Raw genomic sequence first — 21,726 nt, 5'->3', positions numbered from 1 at the left:
ACCCCGCAGGGGCGGCGTGCATGGATGCACGTCGTTTTTCGACGAGACAGGGATGTCTCGTCGAAAAATCCCGGCGGCGGAGTGGACCCAGCCCGCGCAGCGGGCTGGGCGCGGAGGCAGGGGCGTGTTTCTTTGGGCCACGTTTCTTTGCACGAGCAAAGAGAAGTAACTCGCTCCTGCGAAGCAGGGGCGAAAGCCCTGCTTTCAAGCTTCTGCTTTCACGCCTTTCCCATGGCTTTCCCAGCGTTTGGGCAGCGTACTCTCCTCCCCTTGCACGTCCTCTTCCTTCTGAACCTGAAGCAATTGAGGCCGACAAGAGCAGGATCAAAGGCTTTCGCTCCCCTTCGGGGCGCGAGCCACCTTTCTTTGCTCGTGCAAAGAAACGTGGCCCAAAGAAACACGCCCCTGCCTCCGCGCCCTCCGTGCCTACGGCACTCCGGGGCCACTCCGCCGTCGGGATTTTTCGACGAGACATCCCTGTCTCGTCGAAAAACGACGCGCGTCCTGCGCGTCGCCCTTCGGGTTTTTCCCGTCGGCTCCGTCGCTGCGGAAGGGGATGGGTAGATCAAGAGCAAGCAACCGCAAGAATCTTCGCGCTTCCCCACCTGCCCGCAAGCCTCAAACCTTCCATGAGGCCCACCGCATGAGGCCTTCACCACTGTTGATTGCACTGCTATCTGCATGGGGCCTGCTCGGCATTCCTGTTGCCCTGCACCTGTTGCCCGTCGAAATCTGGACGGCAACCGCCTGCGCCATCGCCCTGCCCGCCCTGGTCGACGCGCTGCGGCTGTGGCGCCGGCCCACGCCCACGGTGCGGCGCGAGCTGCCCGAAACCCTGGCGCTGGGCGTGGAGCGCGAGACCTGGCTGCAGCTGGACGCTGCCGTCCGGCAGCGGGTGGACGTGTTCGACCTGGTGCCCGGCGGCTGGGCACTGCGTGGCCTGCCACGCACGCTGCGCCTGGCGCGCGCCAGCGAGTCGCGCTTCAGTTACCACTTCACGCCCGGCGCGCGCGGCTCCTTCGTCTTTGACGGCGTGCAGCTGCGCCTGCACTCGCCGCTGCGGCTGTGGCGGCAATCGCGCGTCGCCGGGCCGGTGCAGAACGTGCGGGTCTACCCGAATTTCGTGCCGCTCACGCGGCTGGCGCTGCTCAGCGCGGAGATGGCCTCGCGCCTGGTCGGCGCGCACCTGAAGCGGCGCCGTGGCGAAGGCACGGATTTCCACCAGATGCGCGAGTACCGGGTCGGCGACAGCCTGCGCCAGATCGACTGGAAGGCCACGTCGCGCGCGCGCAAGCTGATCTCGCGCGAGTACCAGGACGAGAAGAACCAGCAGCTGGTGATGATGATCGATACCGGCCGGCGGATGCTGGCCGACGAGGGCGGGCTGTCGCATTTCGACCACGTGCTCAACGCGTCGCTGGTGGTGTCCTACCTGGCCCTGCGCCAGGGCGACGGCGTGGGCCTGTTCGCCAGTGGCGGCGAAAGCCGCTGGGTGGCGCCGCAGCGCGGGCTGGGCGCGATCGACACGCTGCTGCGCGCCAGTTTCGACCTGCAGCCGCAGCCGGTGGCCACCGACTACCTGGCCGCCGCCACCGGGCTGTCGCTGCGGCAGTCGCGCCGCTGCCTGGTGATGCTGGTGACCAACGTGCGCGACGAGGACATCGAGGACCTGCTGGCCGCCGTGCGCCTGCTGCAGAAGCGCCACCTGGTGTGCGTGGCCAGCCTGCGCGAGCGCGAGCTGGACGATGCCCTGGCGCGCGGCGCCGATACCCTGCCCGACGCGGTGCAGGCCGGCGCCATCGCCCGCTACCTGCAGCAGCGCGCCGCCGCGCACGAGGCACTGCGCAGCCACCGGGTGATGGTGCTGGACGTCACCGCCGAGGAGCTGCCCGGCGCGCTGGTGGAACGCTATCTGGCGGTCAAGCGCGACGGCCTGCTGTAAGCGCGCGCGGGGCAGCGCTGGCAGGTCCTGGTGGACCCGCCAGCGGCGGCAATCACTCGTGGATCGTGTAGGAACCGAGCTTGCACAGGTCCTGGGTGTCTTCGGTGATCTCCAGCCCCGAATCCTCGTCGAACTCGAAGCGCATGTCGTACACGCACTGGCTGCGGCCGTCGGCGATGGTGACCTGGACCGACTCGCCGGGGCCCAGGACATCGGAGCCGAGCACGTCCTCTTCCCAGTCGTCCACCCCGGCCGGCGAGGTATGGAAGTAGGTCATCACCGCCGAGGTACCGTTCTTCAGGGTGAAGACCAGGTCCTGGGCGTGGGCCGCCGGCGCAAACGCGAGGGCCGCCAGCAGCGCGCCGGCGAAAAGCTTCTTGTCGAACATCAGGGTTCCTTCATGCACAGAGGGGATGGGTGCCCTGGCACGCGGCGCCGTTCTCCCCAACGGCGCCGGTGTATTCATGAATTGGCAGCGGGATTTGAGCTTCGCGGGGACGCGAAGTCAATCACTATATTTTTCGCAGACCCGCGTTTTTCATGAGGTTTTCTGCCCCTGTTTTACGGTTGCGCGCGACCACGCCGCTGCCTTCCAGTGCGTTCCGCGCACGGGCGACGCCCGGCCCCGCGCGGGCGGGACCGGGCCAGGCACTGGCTTTGGGCTCAGACGTAGATGCGGGTGCTGCCGGCCGGGGCGTCGTCGATGATGGCGTGCGGCAGGAAACGCGCGCTGTCGCGGGTGATGCGGCTGTCGTCCTCGCGCACGCCGATGCCGCAGGCACGGTCGCCCACCACCCAGCTGCCGACCAGCGGGTAGTTGCCGTCGAATGCCGGCAGCGGATGGAACGCCTGCACGATGCACGGCCCCGTATACGGGCCTTCGCTCTCCTGCCAGCGGCCATCGCTCATGTGCATGGCGATGTTGGCGCCTTCGCGCGAGTGCAGCGGCTTGCGCACCCAGCCCGCCGGCAGCGCGCTGCCGTCGTCGAAGTGCGCTTCCAGCAGGTTGGGGTGGCCGCGGTGGCGCTGCCACAGCAGCGGCAGGATGCCCTTGTTGCTCAGCACCGCCTTCCACGCCGGTTCCAGCAGGCGCACGCCCGAACCGGGCAGCGCCGCGCCGAATTCCTCGCGCATCAGGTCTTCCAGTGGATACAGCTTGAACAGGCTGCCGATCACCACGTCGTCCAGGTCGGTGAAGCGGCCGTCGGCCGACAGGCCGATGTCCTCGATGGCGATGGCCGCGCCGTGCAGGCCGGCCTGCGCTGCGCAGTCGCGCAGGTAGGCCACCGTGCCCTGGTCCTCCTCCGAGGCGCCCACCGCGCTGAAATACAGCGGCGGCGGCAGCTGCGCCGACAGCTCGGCGAAGCGCTCGACCAGGGCCTCGTGCAGCGAGTTGAACTGGTCGGCCTGCTGCGGCAGCGCGCCGCGGTTGCGCTGGTCTTCCAGCCATTGCCACTGGAAGAACGACGCCTCGTACAGCGAGGTCGGGGTGTCGTAGTTCAGTTCGTACAGCCTGGCCGGGCCATTGCCGTCGTAGGCGAAGTCCAGGCGGCCGTACAGGTGCGGGTCGCGGCGCCGCCAGCTCTCGGCGATCCAGTCGCGGAACGGCGCCGGGATCGCCAGCCGCTCCATCAGTTCCTCGCTGGCGACCACGTCGCCGACCAGGTCCAGCGCCATCGCGTGCAGCTCGGCGCTGGGGTCTTCCAGGTCGTTCTCGATCTGGCGCAGGGTGAAGGCGTAGTACGCGGTTTCGTCCCAGTACGGCGCGCCGTCGATGGTGTGGAAACGGAACCCCGCCTCGGCCGCGCGCGCGCGCCAGTTGGAGCGTTCGGCAATGGCAACCCGCTTCACTGCATCAACCGCCGACGGTGGTGCGGCCGCCGCTGCGCGCGCCGAAGCCACCGCGGCTGGCGGTGACGGCACGGTTGGGCTCGCTGCTGACCGGCGCCAGCCCGGCCTTGCCGGCGCCGATGCCGCTGGCGGTGTTCATGCCGCCGGTGCCGGCCGGCTTGGCCCAGCCATTGGCGTTGTCCTTGAACGCCGGCTGCGCGGCCGGCGGCGCGGCCACCGCCCCGGCGCGGCCGCCGTTGAGCATCTGCGACATGAAGAAGCCCATCATCATCGGCCCGATGAACGAGGTGCCGGCGCTGGTGTGCTGCTGCACGCACTGCTCGGCCGGGTACTCCTTGGCGCACTCTTCCTTGCTGGCGTACTTGGGCGCGGCGTCAGCGGCCTGCTGCTGCGCGGCGGCGAACGCGGTGCGGCAGGCGGAGGGATCACCGGTGGCTTCGCTGCAGGCTTCCACCGAGGTGTACAGCCCTTCCTGCACCTGCACGGATTGCTCCTTCTGGCAGGCGGTGAACAGCAGCGGCGCGGTGCTCATCAGCAGCAGCGCGGTGGTCCTGGATCGCTTCATCGTCGTAGCCCCATGAAAGTCGTCCCCGAATGATGCCCGATCCACGCGCGCGGGCGGAAATCGGCCGCGCCACCAACCTGAACGTCGTTTCAGGTAACCCCCGGTCCCGCGGCCCCTGCGCCGGGCATCGGCCAGGCAGCCGCGTGCCCGGTGGACGGCTTTTCCGCCGCGGCGTGGCGAGCGCGATGGTTGCAACAGCAACCGGGTTCTTCATGCAGAATCGATGGCACTGCGTTCCGTTGCCTTCCCCATGCCCGACTACCGCTCGAAAACCTCCACCGCCGGCCGCAACATGGCCGGCGCCCGCGCCCTGTGGCGCGCCACCGGCATGACCGATGGCGACTTCCACAAGCCGATCATCGCCGTGGCCAATTCCTTCACCCAGTTCGTGCCCGGGCACGTGCACCTGAAGGACCTTGGCCAGCTGGTGGCGCGCGAGATCGAGGCGGCCGGCGGCGTGGCCAAGGAATTCGACACCATCGCCGTGGACGACGGCATCGCGATGGGCCACGACGGCATGCTGTACTCGCTGCCCAGCCGCGAGATCATCGCCGACTCGGTCGAGTACATGGTCAACGCGCACTGCGCCGACGCGCTGGTGTGCATCTCCAACTGCGACAAGATCACCCCCGGCATGCTGATGGCCGCGCTGCGGTTGAACATCCCGGTGGTGTTCGTCTCCGGCGGGCCGATGGAAGCCGGCAAGACCCGGCTGGCCGAGCACAAGCTGGACCTGATCGACGCGATGGTCGCCGCCGGCAACGAGGCGGTGAGCGATGAACAGGTGGCTGCCATCGAGCGCAGCGCCTGCCCGACCTGCGGCTCGTGCAGCGGCATGTTCACCGCCAACTCGATGAACTGCCTGACCGAAGCGCTGGGCCTGTCGCTGCCGGGCAACGGCACCGTGGTGGCCACCCACAGCGACCGCGAGGCGCTGTTCAAGCGCGCCGGGCGGCTGGTGGTGGAGCTGTGCCACCGCTGGTACGGCGGCGAGGACCCCAGCGCGCTGCCGCGCGGCATCGCCACGTTCGAGGCGTTCGAGAACGCGATGACCCTGGACATCGCCATGGGTGGCTCGACCAACACCATCCTGCACCTGCTCGCCGCCGCGCAGGAAGCGGAGGTGGCCTTCGACCTGCGCGACATCGACCGCCTGTCGCGGCGCGTGCCGCAGCTGTGCAAGGTGGCGCCGAACACGCAGAAGTACCACATCGAGGACGTGCACCGCGCCGGCGGCATCATGGCCATCCTCGGCGAACTCGCGCGCGGCGGGCTGCTGCACACCGGCGTGCCGACCGTGCACAGCCGCACCCTGGGCGACGCCATCGCGCGCTGGGACGTGACCCAGGTGCAGGACGCGGCGGTCCATGAGTTCTACAAGGCGGGCCCGGCGGGCATTCCCACCCAGGTGGCCTTCAGCCAGAGCACGCGCTGGCCGTCGCTGGACACCGACCGTGCCGACGGCTGCATCCGCGACGTCGCCCATGCGTTTTCCAGCGAAGGCGGGTTGGCGGTGCTGTACGGCAACCTCGCCGCCGATGGCTGCGTGGTCAAGACCGCCGGCGTGGACGAATCCATCCACGTGTTCGAAGGCAGCGCCCGCGTCTACGAAAGCCAGGACGCCGCGGTGAAGGGCATCCTCGGCAACGAGGTACAGGCCGGCGACGTGGTGGTGATCCGTTACGAAGGCCCCAAGGGCGGCCCCGGCATGCAGGAAATGCTCTACCCCACCAGCTACCTGAAGTCCAAGGGCCTGGGCAAGGCCTGCGCACTGCTCACCGACGGCCGCTTCTCCGGCGGCACCTCGGGCCTGAGCATCGGCCACTGCTCGCCGGAAGCCGCCGCCGGCGGCAGCATCGGCGTGGTCCGCGACGGCGACCGCATCCGCATCGACATTCCGCAGCGTGGCATCCACCTGCTGGTGGACGACGCCGAACTCGCCCGCCGCCGCGACGAGCAGGCCGCGCGCGGCTGGAAGCCGGCACAGCCACGCCCGCGCAAGGTCAGCACCGCGTTGAAGGCGTACGCGCTGCTGGCGACCAGCGCGGACAAGGGCGCCGTGCGCGACAAGGCATTGCTGGACGGCTGAACGCCCACAGGGGCCGCCCCTCCGCGGCTCGCACACGTCCTGTAGGTGCCGGGCCCGCCCGGCACATGCCATCAAACCGAACCCGACCCTGCCCCCGGCAAACGCGCCACAGGAGAAGTCGCCTGCCGTGCGGGGGCGTTCGATACCCCGGATGATTCAGGGCTGCAGGGCCGGTGCATGACGTGCGAGGATGGGGCGCAGCAAGATGGTGGCGGGAGCGCCGACCGATGCGGGCACAGTTATCCGGGCCGTGTGCGGATTCTGCTCCGCAAAGGTCCGCCGCATCCCGCGCATCACCACCTGGCAATCCACGGAAACTGGCGTCGCCCGGCACCGCAGCGCAGCCCAGGTGCCAGGGATATCGACAGGAGCGTGCCGCATGCCCACCAGAACCCCGCCGACCATGTTTTCCAGCCCGGTTTTCGTTGCCGCGGGCCGGGCGTTCTCGTTCGCCCGGGTTCCGCCCGAAGTGAGCAGATCCCATCTGCGACGCGGCAGGATGACGGCCCGCGTGTCCATCGGTGAACGTCATTTCGATGCGCTGATGGAGCCCGATGGCAAGCTCGGGCATTGGTTCGTTGTTCCGCCCGGCGTCATCGGCACGGAAGCGCTGGCGGCCGAGGGGAATGTGCTGTTCACCCTGGCCAGCCTGGATGAGCAGCCCGATCCGGCGCTTCCCGATTACTTCCAGACGCTTCTGGCCGGAAGTCCATCGGCACGGGCGACCTGGGCGGATACCACCACGCTGGCCAGGATCGACTGGGTTCATTGGATGGAGTCCGCCAAGCAGGAGGCGACCCGGCGCGAGCGGGCCGCCAATGCGATCGACATGCTGGAGAAGGGGAAGAAGCGTGTGTGCTGCTTTGATCCATCGGGCTTCTACAGCAAGGCGCTGGCCTGCCCTGCGGAAGAGAAGCGGTAGGCGGCCGCGCCGAGGCCTGCAGGTCGGCCCACGCGCGCGCCGCGTGCCATGGGCCGCCGCGGGCACTACGCGGTGCAGGAAAGCCATGCGGGGTGCCGGCCATCGCCCGGGCAGGCGTTTCTCGTGCTGTCTGTGCCCGGCAGCCCGATCGCATACGCGGTGCGTGCCCGTGAGCGGCCGTGCGCGGTGCCCAGTATCAGCGCAGCGCTGCTGCTCGTCGGCCTGCATCGCGTTGCCAGGCCAGGCTGTCCTTCCTCCGCCGCTGCGCGTGGCCGCCACCGTGGTGGGGTTACCATGCGCGGCCGTGGCATGGCATGCGCACCTGGGTTGCCCAGCATCCATGACGCGGCCTCACGCCGGCCGTCGCCGGCGTTCCATCCAGGCCGGTTTCCGGACGGCGACCGGCACAGGCGCCCGCAGGCCGGGCAAGACGTGCATTACAGGCAGTCCTTCATGACCAATTACTTCGACAGCCCGTTCAAGGGCAAGCTGCTCTCCGAGCAGGTGACGAACCCGAACATCAAGGTCGGGCGATACAGCTACTACTCCGGCTACTACCACGGCCATTCGTTCGACGATTGCGCGCGCTATCTCCTGCCGGACCGGGAGGATGTCGACCAGCTGGTCATCGGCAGCTTCTGCTCCATTGGCTCGGGGGCCAGCTTCATCATGGCCGGCAACCAGGGCCACCGGCACGACTGGGTGTCTTCCTTTCCGTTTTTCTACATGCAGGAAGAGCCCGCTTTCGCCAGCGCGCAGGATGCGTTCCAGCGCGCCGGCGACACGGTGCTGGGCAGCGACGTATGGGTCGGGTCCGAGGCGATGATCATGCCTGGCGTGCGGATCGGGCATGGCGCGGTGATCGGCAGCCGCGCCCTGGTCACGCGGGATGTGGAGCCGTATGCGATCGTGGGCGGCAACCCCGGCAGACCGATCAGGAAGCGCTTCTCCGATACGGAGATCGCGTTGCTGCTGGAGATGGCGTGGTGGGATTGGCCGATCGACTGGATCGAGGCCGCCATGCCGCTGTTGTGCACGTCCGACATTGCCGGCCTGCACGCGTACTGGCGCGGGCGTGCCGTCTGAATTCCAGGCCGGTGCGGGTTGGTTGAGGCCCGGGTAACCGGACGACTGCGAACGTGCCGCGGGCTGCGCATCCGCCGCACCCCGGTGCGGGGTGATCCGGGCGCACCCCCCGGGGTCCGGGGTCCGGGGTCCCGGCAGCCTGGCTCGATGTCCGGGGTGGCGCACCACCCGGTGGATGAGCGGGTGCGGCAACGCCATGCAGCACAGCCGCGGGCGCGGGGTTTTCCTGATTCACAAGGCGTTTGCCAGCGGCCATACTCGCCCGATTGCCGCGGGCCCGCGGCGCGACACCCGTTGCACACCCGAGGATCGACATGGCCAGACCCGAGAACCGCTCGCAGCTGATGGACCGGCTGGGTGCCGTGCAGTTGAACACCGTCTGGAGCTGGTGCGCGGTCAATGATTCCGAGCGCAGGGTGTATTTCAGCATCTGGACCGACAACAGCTGCACGCACGATGGCGCGAAGGCGTACATCGTCCAGGGGCCGGAGTGGGGCATCAACGAGAACGGCAGCAAGTCGCCGGCCAGGAACGACCAGGATGCGAAGCTGGCGCTGGTGTTCGAGCAGGGCTACGAGCCGTGGTGCTACTTCATCGAGGCCAAGGACCGCACGGCGCACCCGCGCGAGATCGGCAGCACGCTGACCTCGTTCGTGCTGCTGCTCAAGCTGGACCGGCGTGCGGACGGAAGCATCGTCGGCACCCCGCTCAAGCGGGTCGAAATCCGCTAGCGCACAGCACGCCTGCATGCGGCGCGCCTTTCCGCGCCTGCTACCCAAGGAGAAACACGCAATGGCAGAAACCGCCGCAATCCTGGCATGGACCCTGGTGTCCGAATGCCCGGTCCCGAATGACGTGCATGAGCTGTTGGTCGCCGGCGAAACCGCAATCGCCGCATACAAGACCTTCCGCGACGCGGCCATCTTCACCAACAAGCGCCTGATCGTCAGGGATGCCCAGGGCTTCACCGGCAAGAAGGTGGAGATCTATTCGCTGCCGTATTCGTCCATCTACATGTGGTCGTCCGAGAACGGGCACGGCATCTTCAACTTCAACTCGGAGATCGAGCTGTGGACCAAGGCCGGCCACATCAAGGTCAACCTCAACAAGGGCATCGACGTGCGCCGGCTCGACCGGCTGATCGCCGAGGCCGTGCTCCTGGCCTGACAGCGCTGATGCGCCATGCTGGCCGGTGCCGTTGTCCACGCCACCGGCGCCGCCATCCGACCCTACGGACTGCCCGCCATGTCGATCCTCGTCCGCCGCGATGACCTGTCCTCGCCGCAGGTCCAGGCGCTGGTCGGCGAGCACCTTGCCGGCATGCACGGCAATACCCCCGCAGGCCATGTCCATGCGCTGGCGCTTGATGGCCTGCGCGCACCGGGGGTCAGCTTCTGGTCGGCGTGGCTGGACGGCCAGCTGTGTGGCTGCGGTGCGCTGAAGGCGCTGGGCGACGGTGCCGGCGAGATCAAATCCATGCGCACGCGGCCGCCGTTCCTGCGCCGCGGCGTCGGCCAGGCGGTGCTGGACGAGATCGTGCGCGCAGCGCGCGACAGCGGCTACACCCGGCTGTATCTGGAGACCGGAACCGGGGCGCCGTTCGCCGCCGCGCACGCGCTGTACCTGCGCAATGGCTTTGCCTGGTGTGGGCCGTTCGGCGGGTACACGGCCACGGCGTTCAATGTCTTCATGACCAAGCGCCTGCCGGCGCGGGACAACGCCGGCTGACGCTCCGCCGGCCACGCCACGGCGGCCTCGCGCGTGCCGGAAGTGCCAGAAGCGCCACGCGGCGCTTCCGCTCGCCCGGCGCGGGCGGCCTTCGTTGCATCCACCGACAATGTCGATGCGCACGGCCCGCACTCGATCGACTGGCAACCAACGCCATCCTGCGGGGGCAGGATGCCGGCGGCACGGCAGTGCGCGAGGCCGCAGATCGTCCGCACGCACGGCTCACCTGCGGGCCACCGGACCGGCGGCGCGGCGCGGCGCACCGGCAACGGCATCCACTGGCTCCACGGCGCCCCCCGTGCCGGAACGGCGTCACGCCGCCGTGCGATGCCGATATCATGCAGGTGCACCCGGCCACCACGGCGCCCCACAGGAGACACGCATGAGCGTATCGAAAGCGTTTGCCCTGTTCATGCGCGAGGCGCCCGCCGTCGCCAGCGCCTGGGGCCAGGTGGCGGATGCACTGGGGCGTGGCGCGCTGGACGGGAAGACCGCCGAGCTGGCCTATATCGCGGTGCTGGCCGCCACCGGCAACAATGCCGGCGTCCCGTTCCACGTGCTGTCGGCAAAGGCGCACGGTGCGTCGCGCGAGGAAGTGCTCGGCGCCGTGCTTGTCGGCCTGCCCGCCGCCGACGCGGTCGTGATCGGCGCGCTTCCGGCCGCCCTGGAGGCATACGATGGGAACGACCAACAAAGCCTGGCATGAGCACAACCGCATGCCGCGCAATCCCACGTTCCAGCAGGGCGTGGCCTGGCACGTGGCGCACGCCGCGGCCTGCGGCTGCCGCCCGATGCCACCGGCAATCGTCGAGTTCCTGAAGCAGCACGGGCCACGCGACAACGCTTGACCCACCGCCCCGGCCCTGCGGCAGCGGCGGCGGCCACCGGCGCGGGTGCCCGTGGATTGGAACATCGCCGCCGGGTCGGTGAAAATGGGCCTTCAGCCCGTCGCCACGCCGTCGCCGGCCCCAGCCAAGAGTCCCCGCATGAATATTGAAGCCTCCTCCGCCCTCCCGCCGCGCGAAGCGATGGAATTCGACGTGGTGATCGTCGGCGCCGGCCCCGCCGGGCTGGCCACGGCCATCCGCCTGCGCCAGCTTGCGGTGGAAAAGGGCCAGGAGCTGTCGGTGTGCGTGCTGGAGAAGGGCTCCGAGCCGGGCGCGCACATCCTGTCCGGCGCGGTGATGGACCCGCGTGCGCTGAGCGAGCTGTTCCCGGACTGGAAGGAAATGGGCGCGCCGCTGAAGCAGGCGGTGACCCGCGACGAGTTCCTGTTCCTGGATGCCACCGGCGCCAAGGCCACGCCCAACTGGCTGCTGCCGGAGTGCTTCCAGAACCACGGCAACTACATCGTCAGCCTGGGCGAGGTGACCCGCTGGCTGGCGCAGCAGGCCGAGGCGCTGGAAGTGGCGATCTTCCCGGGTTTCGCCGCCGCCGAGGTGCTGTACGACGACAACGGCGCGGTGATGGGCGTGGCCACCGGCGACATGGGCATCCACAAGGACGGCACCCCGGGCCCGAACTTCGAGCGCGGCATGGAGCTGCATGCGCGCTACACGATCTTCGCCGAAGGCGCGCGCGGCCACCTCGGCCGCCAGCTGATCAGCCGCTTCAAGCTCGATGCGGGCAAGGACCCGCAGAGCTATGGCATCGGCATCAAGGAACTGTGGCAGATCGACCCGGCCAGGCACGAGCCGGGCCTGGTGGTGCATGCGGCCGGCTGGCCGCTGGACGACGACACCTACGGCGGCGCGTTCCTGTACCACGCCGACGGCGGCAAGGTCTCGATCGGCTACGTGGTCGGGTTGGACTACCGCAACCCGTGGCTGAGCCCGTTCGAGGAATTCCAGCGCTTCAAGACCCACCCGGCGATCCGCAAGCACCTGGAAGGCGGCAAGCGCATCGCCTACGGCGCGCGCGCGATCACCGCCGGCGGCATCCTGTCGCTGCCGAAGACGGTGTTCCCGGGCGGTGCGCTGGTCGGCTGCGAGGCCGGCTACCTCAACGTCAGCCGCATCAAGGGCAGCCACGCCGCGATCAAGACCGGCATGTTGGCCGCCGAGGCGGCGTTCGAGGCGCTGGCGGCCGGGCGTTCGCGTGACGAGCTGGCCGCCTACCCGGAGGCGTTCGAGAACAGCTGGCTCAAGACCGAGCTGCTGCAGTCCAAGAACTTCAAGCAGTGGTTCAAGAAGGGCCGCACTCTGGCCACGCTGATGACCGGCATCGAGCAGTGGCTGCTGCCCAAGCTGGGCGTGCGCAACGCGCCGTGGACGATCCACCGCACCAAGGCCGACCACGAATGCCTGGAGCCGGCGGCCAGGCACACGAAGATCGAGTACCCGAAGCCGGACAACGTGCTGACCTTCGACCGCCTGAGCTCGGTGTTCCTGTCCTCGACCAACCACGAGGAAGACCAGCCCAGCCACCTGACCCTGAAGGACCCGACGGTGCCGGTGCGCATCAACTTGGCCGAGTACGCCGGGCCGGAAGCGCGCTACTGCCCGGCGGGCGTGTACGAGTTCGTCGGCGAAGGCGCCGACACGCGCCTGCAGATCAACGCGCAGAACTGCGTGCACTGCAAGACCTGCGACATCAAGGACCCGACCCAGAACATCGTGTGGGTGACCCCGCAGGGCGGCGGCGGGCCCAACTACCCGGCGATGTGATGGCGCGACCGCGCGTGTTTGCCGGCAGGGGAATGGAAACGGCACGGCTTTCCGCCGGGCAGGCCCGGCCGCTGCGGAAGCAGTGCCGGGGGAACGCCGTGCGGCGCTGCCTGTTGCTGCTCGGGATGGCGGCAGTGCTGTGCGCCTGCGGCCAGCGCGACGTGTTCAACCATGCCAGCGACGCCACCCCGCACCAGCGCGAGCTGGAGCGGGCGTTCGCCATCTGCGCCGGCTGCCACGACACCCGCGCCGACCTGGGCCACCGCGTCGGCCCCAACCTGCACGGCGTGATCGGCCGCCGGGCCGGCACCGCGCCGGGCTATGCCTATTCCGAGGCGATGCGCGACAGCGGCATCGTCTGGGACGCGCGGACCCTGGATGCGTTCCTGGCCTCGCCGCAGAAACAGGTGCCGGGCACCCGCATGCCCAACGCGACGTCCGACCCGCAACGCCGCAGGGCGGTGATCGAGTACCTGGCGGCACCCCGCGCTAGCCGGGCCGGCGCGGCCACGCCGGAGGCGGACGGCCGCGGTCGCACTCAGCTCCCGATGTGTTCGCGCAGGAACGCTTCCAGCGCGCGGTAGAACGCAGTGCTGTTGTCGTCGTTGTAGAAGCCGTGGCCCTCGCCCGCGACCGCCATCCAGCGTGGCGCGTTGCCCGCCGCGACCAGCGCGGCGCGCATGGCGTTGGCCTGCGCGATCGGCGTGCGCTCATCGCGTTCGCCATGCACCAGCAGCACCGGCGCCTTGATGCGGGCCGCCAGGTTCGCCGGCGAGTTCGCCAGCAGCTCGTCGTCGCTGCGGCCGATCACCCGCTCAAGGTAGTTGCGCCCGTAGGCGCTGTCCTTGATGTCGCCCTTCCTGTACATCATCTTCAGGTCGTAGACGCCGGCCAGGCCCACCGCGCAACGGATCCGCTCCGGCGCGCGCGCGGCCAGCATCATCGCCGAGTAGGCGCCGAAGCTCGCGCCGTACGCGCAGACCCGCTGCGGATCGGCCAGCCCGGCGGCCACCGCGTGGTCCAGCCCGTCCAGCAGGTCCTGCTGGATGCGCGTGCCCCACTGCAGGTAACCCAGGCGCTCGAACGCGCGCCCGCGCCCACCGCTGCCGCGGTAGTTGACCTGGACCACCAGGTAGCCACGGTTGGCCAGGAACTGCGCGTCGGTGTCGTAGAACCAGTCGTCGCTGACCCCGTGCGGGCCGCCATGCGGCAGCACCACGACCGGATGACGGCGCCCGTCGCCGTCGCGCGGGATCGTGAGCACCGCTTCCAGTTCGACCCCGTCGCTGGCCTTGAAGCGCAGCGGGCGCCGCTCGGCCATCAGCACCGGGTCGATCCCCTCGCGCGCGACGAGTACTTTCTCCAGCTTGTTGGTCGAGCGCTTCAACACATACCAGCTGCCGGGGTCGCGATCGCTGGCGATGTGCACCAGCACCACCTGGCCGTTGCGGCTGACATCGACGAAGCTGACGTGCTGCTGCGGCAGCAGGCCCGCCAGCGTCCGGTGCAGCTCGGCCTCCGCGCGACCCGGGTCGAAGTAGACCAGCTGCGGGCGGCCGCCCTGCGGCGCCGCCGCGAACGGCACCGAGGGGTAGCCGGTCCATTGCGTCAGGCCGACGCTCGAAAAGCCGTCGCCGACCAGCACTTCGGCATTGCCGCCATCCAGGTCGCTCAACACCAGCTGCGATGGGCCTTCGGCCCGGCTGAGCGCGCCGTATACGTGGGTGTTGTCGGCCGAGAACGACAGCGGCGTCCACACGCTCCCGGCCTGCGGCGGCGGCAACGGCTGCCAGCGCCTGCCGTCATCGGACCGGTACAGCAGATGGGCATCAGCCTCGTCGCGCCCCCATGCGTAGCGCGCGACGCCGTTGCGGTCGATCACGAACTCCAGCTGCGGCACGTTGATGTCGGCGATGAGCTTGAACGTCGGTCGCTGCGTGTCGACCACGTAGAGCATGGACGAGGTCGGATCGCGCTTGAGCTGGCGCATGTAGAAGCGGCCATCGTTGCTCTCGGCCACGCCTTCGATGTAGCCGAAGCCACGATCCAGGCCGGCTGCGGCGTTCTGCTGCTCGTAGCCGTAGATGTAGCGCTGGTTCTGGCCATCGAAATCGCTGGCGATGATCTCGCCGGTGGGCAGCGGCTTCTCCAGCGAGCCGTACTTGCGACCCTTGGCCACGACCAGGCGCCCGTCGCCCACCCACACGATCTGGAACGGGCTCTCGTAACGCGGCAGGCGCAGTACCGCCATCCGCTTCATGTCCGACAGGCGCAGCACCTACACGGCGTGGTTGCCCTGGCCGAAGTCGGTGGAAAGCGCCAGGTAGTCGCCGCCCGGCGACAGCCGCGGCATCGAGAACGGGCTGGCTTTGGCGAACGCCTCCACCGGCAATGCCTGGGCCTGTGTCGACGGCACCGCCGCCATGCCTGCCAACGTCCCTGCCAACAGCAACACGAGCCCGCGCCATCCCCTTCCCATGACAACACTCCAGAAGCCACGTAGTGCGCGCAGCGTAGGGTATCGACCGGTTCCCGGGAAGGGCACGCCGCCGCTCAGGGCGGCGGCATGTCGCCGGTGCCGTAGGTGGCCTGGCAACGGGCGCAGAAGAACGTGCGGCGCCGCGTCCTGCCCAGGTAGAGCTTGCTGACCGGTCCACCACAGGCCGGGCAGGTGCGGCGCGTATGTACCTGCCAGTGCTTCTTGAGCACGAACGCACGCTTCCAGGCCAGGAACTCGAAGCTGTACCCGCGTGCCTGCGCGATCAGCTGGCCCAGCTTGCGGGGCGGCAGGTCGCCGACGCGGGTGGCCGGATGCACGCGGATGCGGAACAGCACCTCGTTCTTGATGATGTTGCCCACGCCCGCGAAGATCTGCTGGTCCAGCAACGCATCGCAGGCCAGCATGCCGGGCGAGGCCTTGAGCTTGCGGCGCGCCAGGGCCGGATCCCAGCAATCGCTCATCACGTCCGCGCGCCAGTCGTACACCTGGTCCAGCGGCTGCTCGATGAACATCACCGAGCAGGCGTAGAAGTTGAGCTCGCCGTTGTCGAAGCGCAACGCCACCCGCGGGGTGGCCGGCTTGCGCTGGTCGATCAGCCAGCTGCCGAACATCATCAGGTGGATGCGCAGGCTGAAGTCGTCGAATTCCAGCAGGAAGTGCTTGCCCCAGCTGCGCACCGCCCGCACCTGGCGACCGTGCATGCGCGCCAGCGGCTGGCGGGAGTTGCCGCCGACCTCGCGCACGGTGCGGCCGGCGAAGCGCCCGGCCGCCTCGCGCAGCAGCACGATCGACGGGCCCTCAGGCATGGCGCCCAGCGCGTGCGCCGGCCGCGGCGCCGGGCGCCGACGCGAAGCACCCGCGACGGTGGAACAGCAACAGACAGCGATGACGACACGGCGACATGGGCGCTCCCGATGCGGAGCGGCCACCGTCCCATCGCGTTCGTCATGCGCCGGTGAACCGGCGTAGGCGCGGGCGTGAAGCCGGCCCCTCCGACCACGGCCAGCAGCGCCGGGTGCGCGGGCAGCGGATGCCGGCCGCGGGCCGGCGCGCGCCGCGGCGTGGGACTCAGCTGTGCTTGACCAGCCGGCGCCGGCCGGTGGCCGCCTGCGCCTTGGGGGTCAGCCGGGCCACGCCCGGGATCAGGAAGTCGGCCACGCTGCGGCCATGCTTCGTCTTCGCCGCAAGCCAGCGCGGCATGCGGCCACGACCGGTCCAGGTGTTGCGGCGGTTCTCCGGGTCGCGGTACTTCGGCTCGACCTTGCCACGCTTGCGCTTGGCGCGCCCCTTGGGTTCCGGGGGCACCATGGCGGCGTCGGTCCCGAAGATTTCCTCGATCGTATAACCGGCAGTGCGTGCCTGGGCCGCCAGCAGGCGCCTGACCTGGGCCGCGGGCGGGCGCTCGGTGAGGGTCGTGTGCCGCGCGCGGGCATCACGGATCAGCGCGTCCAGCTCGCGGACGCTCAGCGGGGTCAGGTCGATAGGCATGGCGTTAGCGTCAGTTCGCGCCAACGCGCTGTCAAGGAATGATTCCGGCGGCATGCAGGACTCCGCCGGGTTCGCGCACGCGGTGCCCCCGGCCGGGCCAGCATCGGCCCGGGCGCCGCCTCCCCGTGAGGCGACGCGCGCTGTGGATGCCTTGCCGCAAGCCCTTCCGCCAGGCAGCGGACGCCCCCCGGATGGCCAACGCCCGGCGGCGCGCGGCGGCAGGGGCGCGATCCACTCCCCGTGACCGCTGCCGGGGGCGATCCGCGCCGGCAGCCGCGCGGCTTCAATCCAGGGTCTGCACGCCGCCGCCGTTGACGAACAGGATCTGCCCGCTGACCCAGCTGGAGATCGGCGCGGCGAAGTACAGCACCGCCCCGGCGATGTCGTCCGGCTCGCCCAGGCGCCTGATCGGCGTGTGCGAGAGCATCCGCTGCTCGATCTCCGGGGTCAGCACCGTAGCCAGCGCGGCGGTGCGCACCGCACCGGGGCCCACGGCGTTGATGCGGATGTTGTCCGGGCCGTAGTCATGGGCCAGGTTGGCGGTCATGTGGTTGATCGCGGCCTTGGACGCCGCATACGCGCTGATGGCCGGGCTCTTGTTGATCGAACTCATCGAGGACATGTTGATGATCGAGCCGTAGCCGCCCTTCTTCATGTGTGGGGCGCACAGCTGGGCCAGCCGCCACGCACTGAACACATTGATCTGGAACGGCCGCTCGAACTGCTGCACGGTGATCTCGAACGGGCTCTCGCGCCCGGCGCCACCGCCGCCGGCGTTGTTGACCAGGATGTGGATGCCGCCCAGCTCGGCGGCGGTGCGCTCCACGGTGCGCACCAGGTGCTCGTCCTTGAGTACGTTGCATTCCAGCGCCAGCGCCCGGCCACCGTTGGCGGTGATCTCCGCGGCCACGGCGTCGGCATCGGCCAGCTTCAGGTCGGCGATCGCCACCGCCGCGCCGTGGGCGGCCAGCATCAACGCACTCGCGCGGCCGATGCCGTTGCCGCCGCCGGTGACGATGGCGACCTTTCCACTGAGATCGAAAAGCGGGTTCGGGTTCATGGGCGTCTCCTTCCGGGTGAGGGCACGCGCCCGGTCATGCCGGGCACGCCCCGGTCGGCCGACGCGGTGCCCGGCCCGGGACGGTTGCCGGGCGTGAAGCCGCACTGTGCCGGTGGCGGAGGAAATCCGGGGTGAAAGCACCCCGGCAAGCGTGGGCGGGTCCATTGCCACCCGCCCCGCCGCGCGCGGACGACCGCGCTGGCCCAGGGGAATCGGCAGGGTGACGCTGCGCCAGTCCGTTGCAACGGCGGCCGCGGTAGTGCCCGTCGGCAGCCCACGCGGAAGTTCCCGTGGACGCCACCTAATTTATGTACTGGTCAGTTTGATATTCAGGGGCGATTCCGCTGGCTAACGGATAATTCACACCTGTCGACCGGCAAGCCGCATCCGCCGGGTCGATCAGACCAAAATAAAAAAGGTAATCCGTAATGAAGACTTCCCTGATCGCTCTGGGCCTGCTGGCCGCCCTGCCGTTCGCTGCATCGGCGACCGATGGCCTGTCCTACAACTACGTGGAAGGTGGTTACGTGAACACCGATGCCAAGGGCGGCGACGCCGATGGCTGGAAGGTGAAGGGTTCGGTGGCGGTGCACCCGAACTTCCATGTCTTCGGCGACTACAGCGCCCAGGAGACCGACAAGTTCAAGAATGACGTCGACCAGTGGCGCGTCGGCGTGGGCTACAACTACGGCGTGGCCCGAACACCGACCTGCTGGCCCGCGTGGCCTACCAGCGCTTCGATCTGCAGAACGCCCCGACCCTCAACGGCTACAGCGCCGAAGTCGGCGTGCGTACCGCCTTCACCCCGATGATCGAGGGCTATGCCCTGGCCGGTTACGAGGACTACAGCAAGAAGGCCGGCTACAACCCGGACGGCGAGTTCTACGGCCGCGTCGGCGCCGCCGCCAAGTTCAATGCCAACTGGGGCGTGAGCGGCGAAGTGAAGCTGGGCAAGGGCGGCGACAAGGAGTGGTTCGTCGGCCCGCGCTTCACCTGGTAAGCGCTCGCTACCTCGTTTCAAAGGCGCGCGCGCTCTCTCCCCCGCGCCTCCGGAGCCCGGTCTTCCCCGACCGGGCTCTTTCTTTTGCGCCCCCGCCAGCCAGCGCGCCAACCCGGCGAGGCCCACGGCAACGCGCCCCCGCGGCCGCCGCCGGGCCAGCGGACCGTCCGATGCAGGGCAACAAAAAGCCCGGCATCGCCGGGCTTTTTGCCTGATCTTCGCCGATTACTACTTGAACAGCGTTTCCGGATACTCCGGCTTCTGTTCGCGTGCCAGCAGCTGCTTGAGGCCCTCGGAAGGACTCAGTTCGCCGTGCAGCACCGACTGCACCGCCTTGGAAATCGGCAGGTCGATGCCGTGGCGGCCGGCCTGGCGCATGACCTCGTCGGCGGTCTGCACCGACTCGACCACCTGGCCGATCTCCTTCACCGCCTCGGCCAGGCTCTGGCCGCGGCCCAGCGCCAGTCCCAGCCGCCGATTGCGCGACAGGTCGCCGGTGCTGGTCAGCACCAGGTCGCCCAGCCCGGCCAGGCCCATCAGGGTCTCGGGCTTGCCGCCGATGGCCGCGGCCAGCCGCAGCATCTCGTTCAGGCCACGGGTGATCAGGCCGGCGCGGGCATTCAGGCCCAGCTGCATGCCGTCGGCCACGCCGGTGGCCACCGCCAGCACGTTCTTCATGGCCCCGCCCAGTTCGGCGCCGACCATGTCCTCGCCGGTGTAGGCGCGGAATGCCGGGCCGTGCATGGCATCGGCCACCTGCTGGGTGAACCCGGCATCGTCGCCATGGACGGTGATCGCCGTGGGCAGGCCCAGGGTCACTTCCTTGGCGAAGGACGGGCCGGTGACCACCGCCAGCGGCACGTCCGGGCCCAGCACCTCGCGCGCGACCTCGTGCAGGAAACGGCCGGAGCCGGGTTCGAAGCCCTTGGTCGCCCAGGCCACGCCGGCACCGGCGGGCAGCAGCGGCGCCAGCGCGCGCACGGTTTCGCCGAAGGCGTGCGACGGCACCACCACCAGGATCCAGCGGGCACCGGCGACGGTACCGGCCAGGTCGGTGCTGGCACGCAGGGAATCAGGCAGCGGAATCCCCGGCAGGTACCGGGGATTCTCGTGACGACGGTCGATCGCCTCGACCACGTTCGCGTCGCGTCCCCACAGCACGGTCGGGTGACCATGCCGTGCCAGCAGGCTGGCCAGCGCGGTGCCCCAGGAGCCCGCGCCGAGGACGGCGATCTTTTCCGCGTCGTTGGTACTCATCCGCAGGGATGGGCGCCGGTCAGGCGTTGCCGGCCGGCTCGGAGTCGGCCAGCGACGCGCCGTCGGCCTGCTGCTGGCGCTGGCGCAGGGTTTCGGCGTACAGGCCTTCGAAGTTGATCGGCTGCAGGTAGAACGGCGGGAAGCCGCCGGCCTGGATCAGGTCCGACACCATCGAGCGCACGTACGGGAACAGGATATTCGGGCACTGTGTGCCGAGCAGCACGTCGATCGCCTGCGGCTCCAGGCCGATCAGGCCGAACACGCCGGCCTGCTCCACTTCGGCCACGTAGGCGGTCTTGTCGCCGGCCTTGCAGGTCAGGGTCACGCCCAGCACCACCTCGAAGGCGTTCTCGGACAGGCGCTGCACCTTCTGGTTCAGGTTCAGCTGCAGGTCCGGCTGCACGTTCTCGTTGAAGATGGTCGGCGAATTCGGGGATTCGAAGGAAACGTCCTTGACGTAGATCTTCTCGACGGTGAACGCCGGGCCGTTGTTGGCTTCGGCGGCGACGGCGTTGTTGTGCTCTTCGGACATTTCTCTAGGACTCCAGAACGGTTCGTTCGTTGAATGGGATTGTTACCAGACCTGCGATGGGGGCGCTGCGGCCCCCATACAAGGGCTTAACCTCAAATGAAGGCTCAGCCGCGGCCCTTGACCAGCGGCAGGTCCGCCGCCTGCCAGGCCGGCAGGCCGCCGTCGAGCACGAACACCTGCTCGAAACCGGCCTTCTTCAGCACCTTGGCGGCATTGGACGAGGCATTGCCGGTGCGGCACACCAGCACCACCGGCGACTGCCTGGCCGCGGCCAGCAGCTTGTGCGCGGGGGTCAGCTGGGCCGGCTGCACGTTGCGGCTGCCGGTGATGTGGCCCTTTTCGAAGTCGCTGCCCGCCGACAGATCAATGACCACCGCGTTGCCGGCGTTGATCAGGCGGGTCAGTTCGGCCGGCTTGATCGATTTGAAGCCGCGGAACAGCCGTGCGATCTCGGTGACGATGATGGCGATGGTCAGGCCGGCGAAGGCCAGCGACAGCATCGGGTTTCGGCCAGCGAAGGCCAGCAGCTCTTCGTAATTCACTCGGGTCACGGGTAGACAAGCGGGCGGCGATTGTCGCACAAGCCGGCCGCCGGACGGCCAGCCCCTATTGGCCCTGCCACAGGTCCGGCAGCCCCTGGACCTGCCACCAGCGCTTGGCTTCCGGGTCCCAGCGCCAGCGCTCGGTGACCATCAGCGTGCGTTCGGCCAGGGTGTTGCGGTTGATCACGCCCATCTCCACCCGGCGCTCAATGGCGCCGTCCGCTGCCACGCTGGTGGAGCGCTCCCGGTAATTGGAGACCTGCACCTGGCGGTAACGCTCGCGCTGCAGGTCGGTCAGCGGGTGCGCCTGCCAGTAGGCCGGGTCGATGAACCGCTCGGCGCCTTCGAAATCGCTCCAGCGCACCGCCGCGACATAGGCTTCCTGGGTCTGGGTGAGCTTGTTGCGCTGGCTGCGGCCGGGGCCGGCGGCCTGGGCGGTCACGGCCATGCCCAGCAGCGCGGCGATGGCGGTCAGGATCAGTCGTCGTTGCATGGCAC

General features: G+C 69.3%; 20 protein-coding genes and 2 pseudogenes. 11 read left to right on the top strand and 11 right to left on the bottom strand.

The window, feature by feature from the left end; genetic code table 11:
• The first annotated feature begins 643 nt into the window (after nt 1–643).
• Complete coding sequence (locus tag B1L07_00785) at nt 644–1,942, top strand: hypothetical protein (GenBank protein ID AUZ53908.1); 1,299 nt, start codon at nt 644–646, stop codon at nt 1,940–1,942.
• 52 nt (nt 1,943–1,994) lie between these two features.
• Here B1L07_00785 and B1L07_00780 read toward each other — a convergent pair whose 3' ends face one another.
• The 3 genes from B1L07_00780 to B1L07_00770 form a co-directional block, all read right to left on the bottom strand.
• On the bottom strand, nt 1,995–2,330 hold the full coding sequence (locus B1L07_00780; protein AUZ53907.1) for a hypothetical protein: 336 nt from the start codon (nt 2,328–2,330) through the stop codon (nt 1,995–1,997).
• 275 nt (nt 2,331–2,605) lie between these two features.
• Nucleotides 2,606–3,793: a hypothetical protein gene (locus B1L07_00775; protein ID AUZ53906.1), complete on the bottom strand. Its 1,188-nt coding sequence runs from the start codon at nt 3,791–3,793 to the stop codon at nt 2,606–2,608.
• A gap of 4 nt (nt 3,794–3,797) precedes the next feature.
• Nucleotides 3,798–4,358, bottom strand: coding sequence for a hypothetical protein (locus B1L07_00770; protein AUZ53905.1), 561 nt, complete (start codon nt 4,356–4,358; stop codon nt 3,798–3,800).
• A gap of 250 nt (nt 4,359–4,608) precedes the next feature.
• On the opposite strand from B1L07_00770, the gene B1L07_00765 reads away from it, so the two are divergent.
• The 9 genes from B1L07_00765 (at nt 4,609) to B1L07_00725 (ending at nt 13,433) form a co-directional block, all read left to right on the top strand.
• Nucleotides 4,609–6,447, top strand: coding sequence for a dihydroxy-acid dehydratase (locus tag B1L07_00765; protein AUZ53904.1), 1,839 nt, complete (start codon nt 4,609–4,611; stop codon nt 6,445–6,447).
• 403 nt (nt 6,448–6,850) lie between these two features.
• The gene (locus B1L07_00760; GenBank protein ID AUZ53903.1) at nt 6,851–7,369 is read left to right on the top strand and encodes a hypothetical protein; all 519 of its coding nucleotides are present in this window, start codon (nt 6,851–6,853) and stop codon (nt 7,367–7,369) included.
• A 453-nt stretch (nt 7,370–7,822) separates the two neighbouring features.
• The gene (locus B1L07_00755; GenBank protein ID AUZ53902.1) at nt 7,823–8,455 is read left to right on the top strand and encodes a type B chloramphenicol O-acetyltransferase; all 633 of its coding nucleotides are present in this window, start codon (nt 7,823–7,825) and stop codon (nt 8,453–8,455) included.
• Between the two features lie 314 nt (nt 8,456–8,769).
• Nucleotides 8,770–9,186, top strand: a complete 417-nt coding sequence (locus tag B1L07_00750; protein ID AUZ53901.1) for a hypothetical protein — start codon at nt 8,770–8,772, stop codon at nt 9,184–9,186.
• Nucleotides 9,187–9,247: 61 nt separating this feature from the next.
• The gene (locus tag B1L07_00745; GenBank protein ID AUZ53900.1) at nt 9,248–9,622 is read left to right on the top strand and encodes a hypothetical protein; all 375 of its coding nucleotides are present in this window, start codon (nt 9,248–9,250) and stop codon (nt 9,620–9,622) included.
• 78 nt (nt 9,623–9,700) lie between these two features.
• Nucleotides 9,701–10,183, top strand: a complete 483-nt coding sequence (locus B1L07_00740; GenBank protein AUZ56382.1) for a GNAT family N-acetyltransferase — start codon at nt 9,701–9,703, stop codon at nt 10,181–10,183.
• 382 nt (nt 10,184–10,565) lie between these two features.
• Nucleotides 10,566–10,889 (top strand): carboxymuconolactone decarboxylase, encoded by a 324-nt coding sequence (locus B1L07_00735; GenBank protein AUZ53899.1) that lies wholly within the window; start codon nt 10,566–10,568, stop codon nt 10,887–10,889.
• A 280-nt stretch (nt 10,890–11,169) separates the two neighbouring features.
• Nucleotides 11,170–12,849: an electron transfer flavoprotein-ubiquinone oxidoreductase gene (locus B1L07_00730; GenBank protein AUZ53898.1), complete on the top strand. Its 1,680-nt coding sequence runs from the start codon at nt 11,170–11,172 to the stop codon at nt 12,847–12,849.
• Nucleotides 12,850–12,881: 32 nt separating this feature from the next.
• On the top strand, nt 12,882–13,433 hold the full coding sequence (locus B1L07_00725; protein AUZ53897.1) for a hypothetical protein: 552 nt from the start codon (nt 12,882–12,884) through the stop codon (nt 13,431–13,433).
• On the opposite strand, the pseudogene B1L07_00720 reads toward B1L07_00725, so the two are convergent.
• From B1L07_00720 to B1L07_00705, 4 genes and pseudogenes are all read right to left on the bottom strand, one after another.
• Nucleotides 13,388–15,274 (bottom strand): annotated as a pseudogene (locus B1L07_00720) (peptidase S9). The gene B1L07_00725 and the pseudogene B1L07_00720 overlap by 46 nt on opposite strands.
• Before the next feature lie 128 nt (nt 15,275–15,402).
• Nucleotides 15,403–16,155 carry an endonuclease gene (locus B1L07_00715; protein ID AUZ53896.1) on the bottom strand — a complete coding sequence of 251 codons (753 nt, stop codon included), beginning with the start codon at nt 16,153–16,155 and terminating at the stop codon, nt 15,403–15,405.
• Between the two features lie 262 nt (nt 16,156–16,417).
• On the bottom strand, nt 16,418–16,837 hold the full coding sequence (locus B1L07_00710) for a DNA-binding protein (protein ID AUZ53895.1): 420 nt from the start codon (nt 16,835–16,837) through the stop codon (nt 16,418–16,420).
• Nucleotides 16,838–17,120: 283 nt separating this feature from the next.
• On the bottom strand, nt 17,121–17,897 hold the full coding sequence (locus tag B1L07_00705) for a 7-alpha-hydroxysteroid dehydrogenase (protein ID AUZ53894.1): 777 nt from the start codon (nt 17,895–17,897) through the stop codon (nt 17,121–17,123).
• 428 nt (nt 17,898–18,325) lie between these two features.
• Between B1L07_00705 and B1L07_00700 the strand changes: the two are divergent.
• Nucleotides 18,326–18,897: pseudogene (locus B1L07_00700) on the top strand (Ax21 family protein).
• 228 nt (nt 18,898–19,125) lie between these two features.
• Here the strand turns inward: B1L07_00700 and B1L07_00695 are convergent.
• The 4 genes from B1L07_00695 to B1L07_00680 all read right to left on the bottom strand — a co-directional run bounded on the left by B1L07_00695 (nt 19,126) and on the right by B1L07_00680 (nt 21,721).
• Nucleotides 19,126–20,154, bottom strand: a complete 1,029-nt coding sequence (locus B1L07_00695; GenBank protein AUZ53893.1) for a glycerol-3-phosphate dehydrogenase — start codon at nt 20,152–20,154, stop codon at nt 19,126–19,128.
• Nucleotides 20,155–20,173: 19 nt separating this feature from the next.
• Nucleotides 20,174–20,686, bottom strand: a complete 513-nt coding sequence (locus tag B1L07_00690) for a protein-export chaperone SecB (protein ID AUZ53892.1) — start codon at nt 20,684–20,686, stop codon at nt 20,174–20,176.
• 104 nt (nt 20,687–20,790) lie between these two features.
• Nucleotides 20,791–21,228, bottom strand: a complete 438-nt coding sequence (locus tag B1L07_00685) for a hypothetical protein (GenBank protein AUZ53891.1) — start codon at nt 21,226–21,228, stop codon at nt 20,791–20,793.
• A 64-nt stretch (nt 21,229–21,292) separates the two neighbouring features.
• Entirely contained in the window at nt 21,293–21,721 is a 429-nt protein-coding gene (locus B1L07_00680; GenBank protein AUZ53890.1) for a hypothetical protein, read from the bottom strand.
• Between the last annotated feature and the right edge of the window lie 5 nt (nt 21,722–21,726).

This window comes from Stenotrophomonas acidaminiphila, assembly GCA_002951995.1.
GTDB classification, from domain to species: domain Bacteria; phylum Pseudomonadota; class Gammaproteobacteria; order Xanthomonadales; family Xanthomonadaceae; genus Stenotrophomonas; species Stenotrophomonas acidaminiphila_A.
This window is presented reverse-complemented; position numbering and strand designations above follow the sequence as displayed.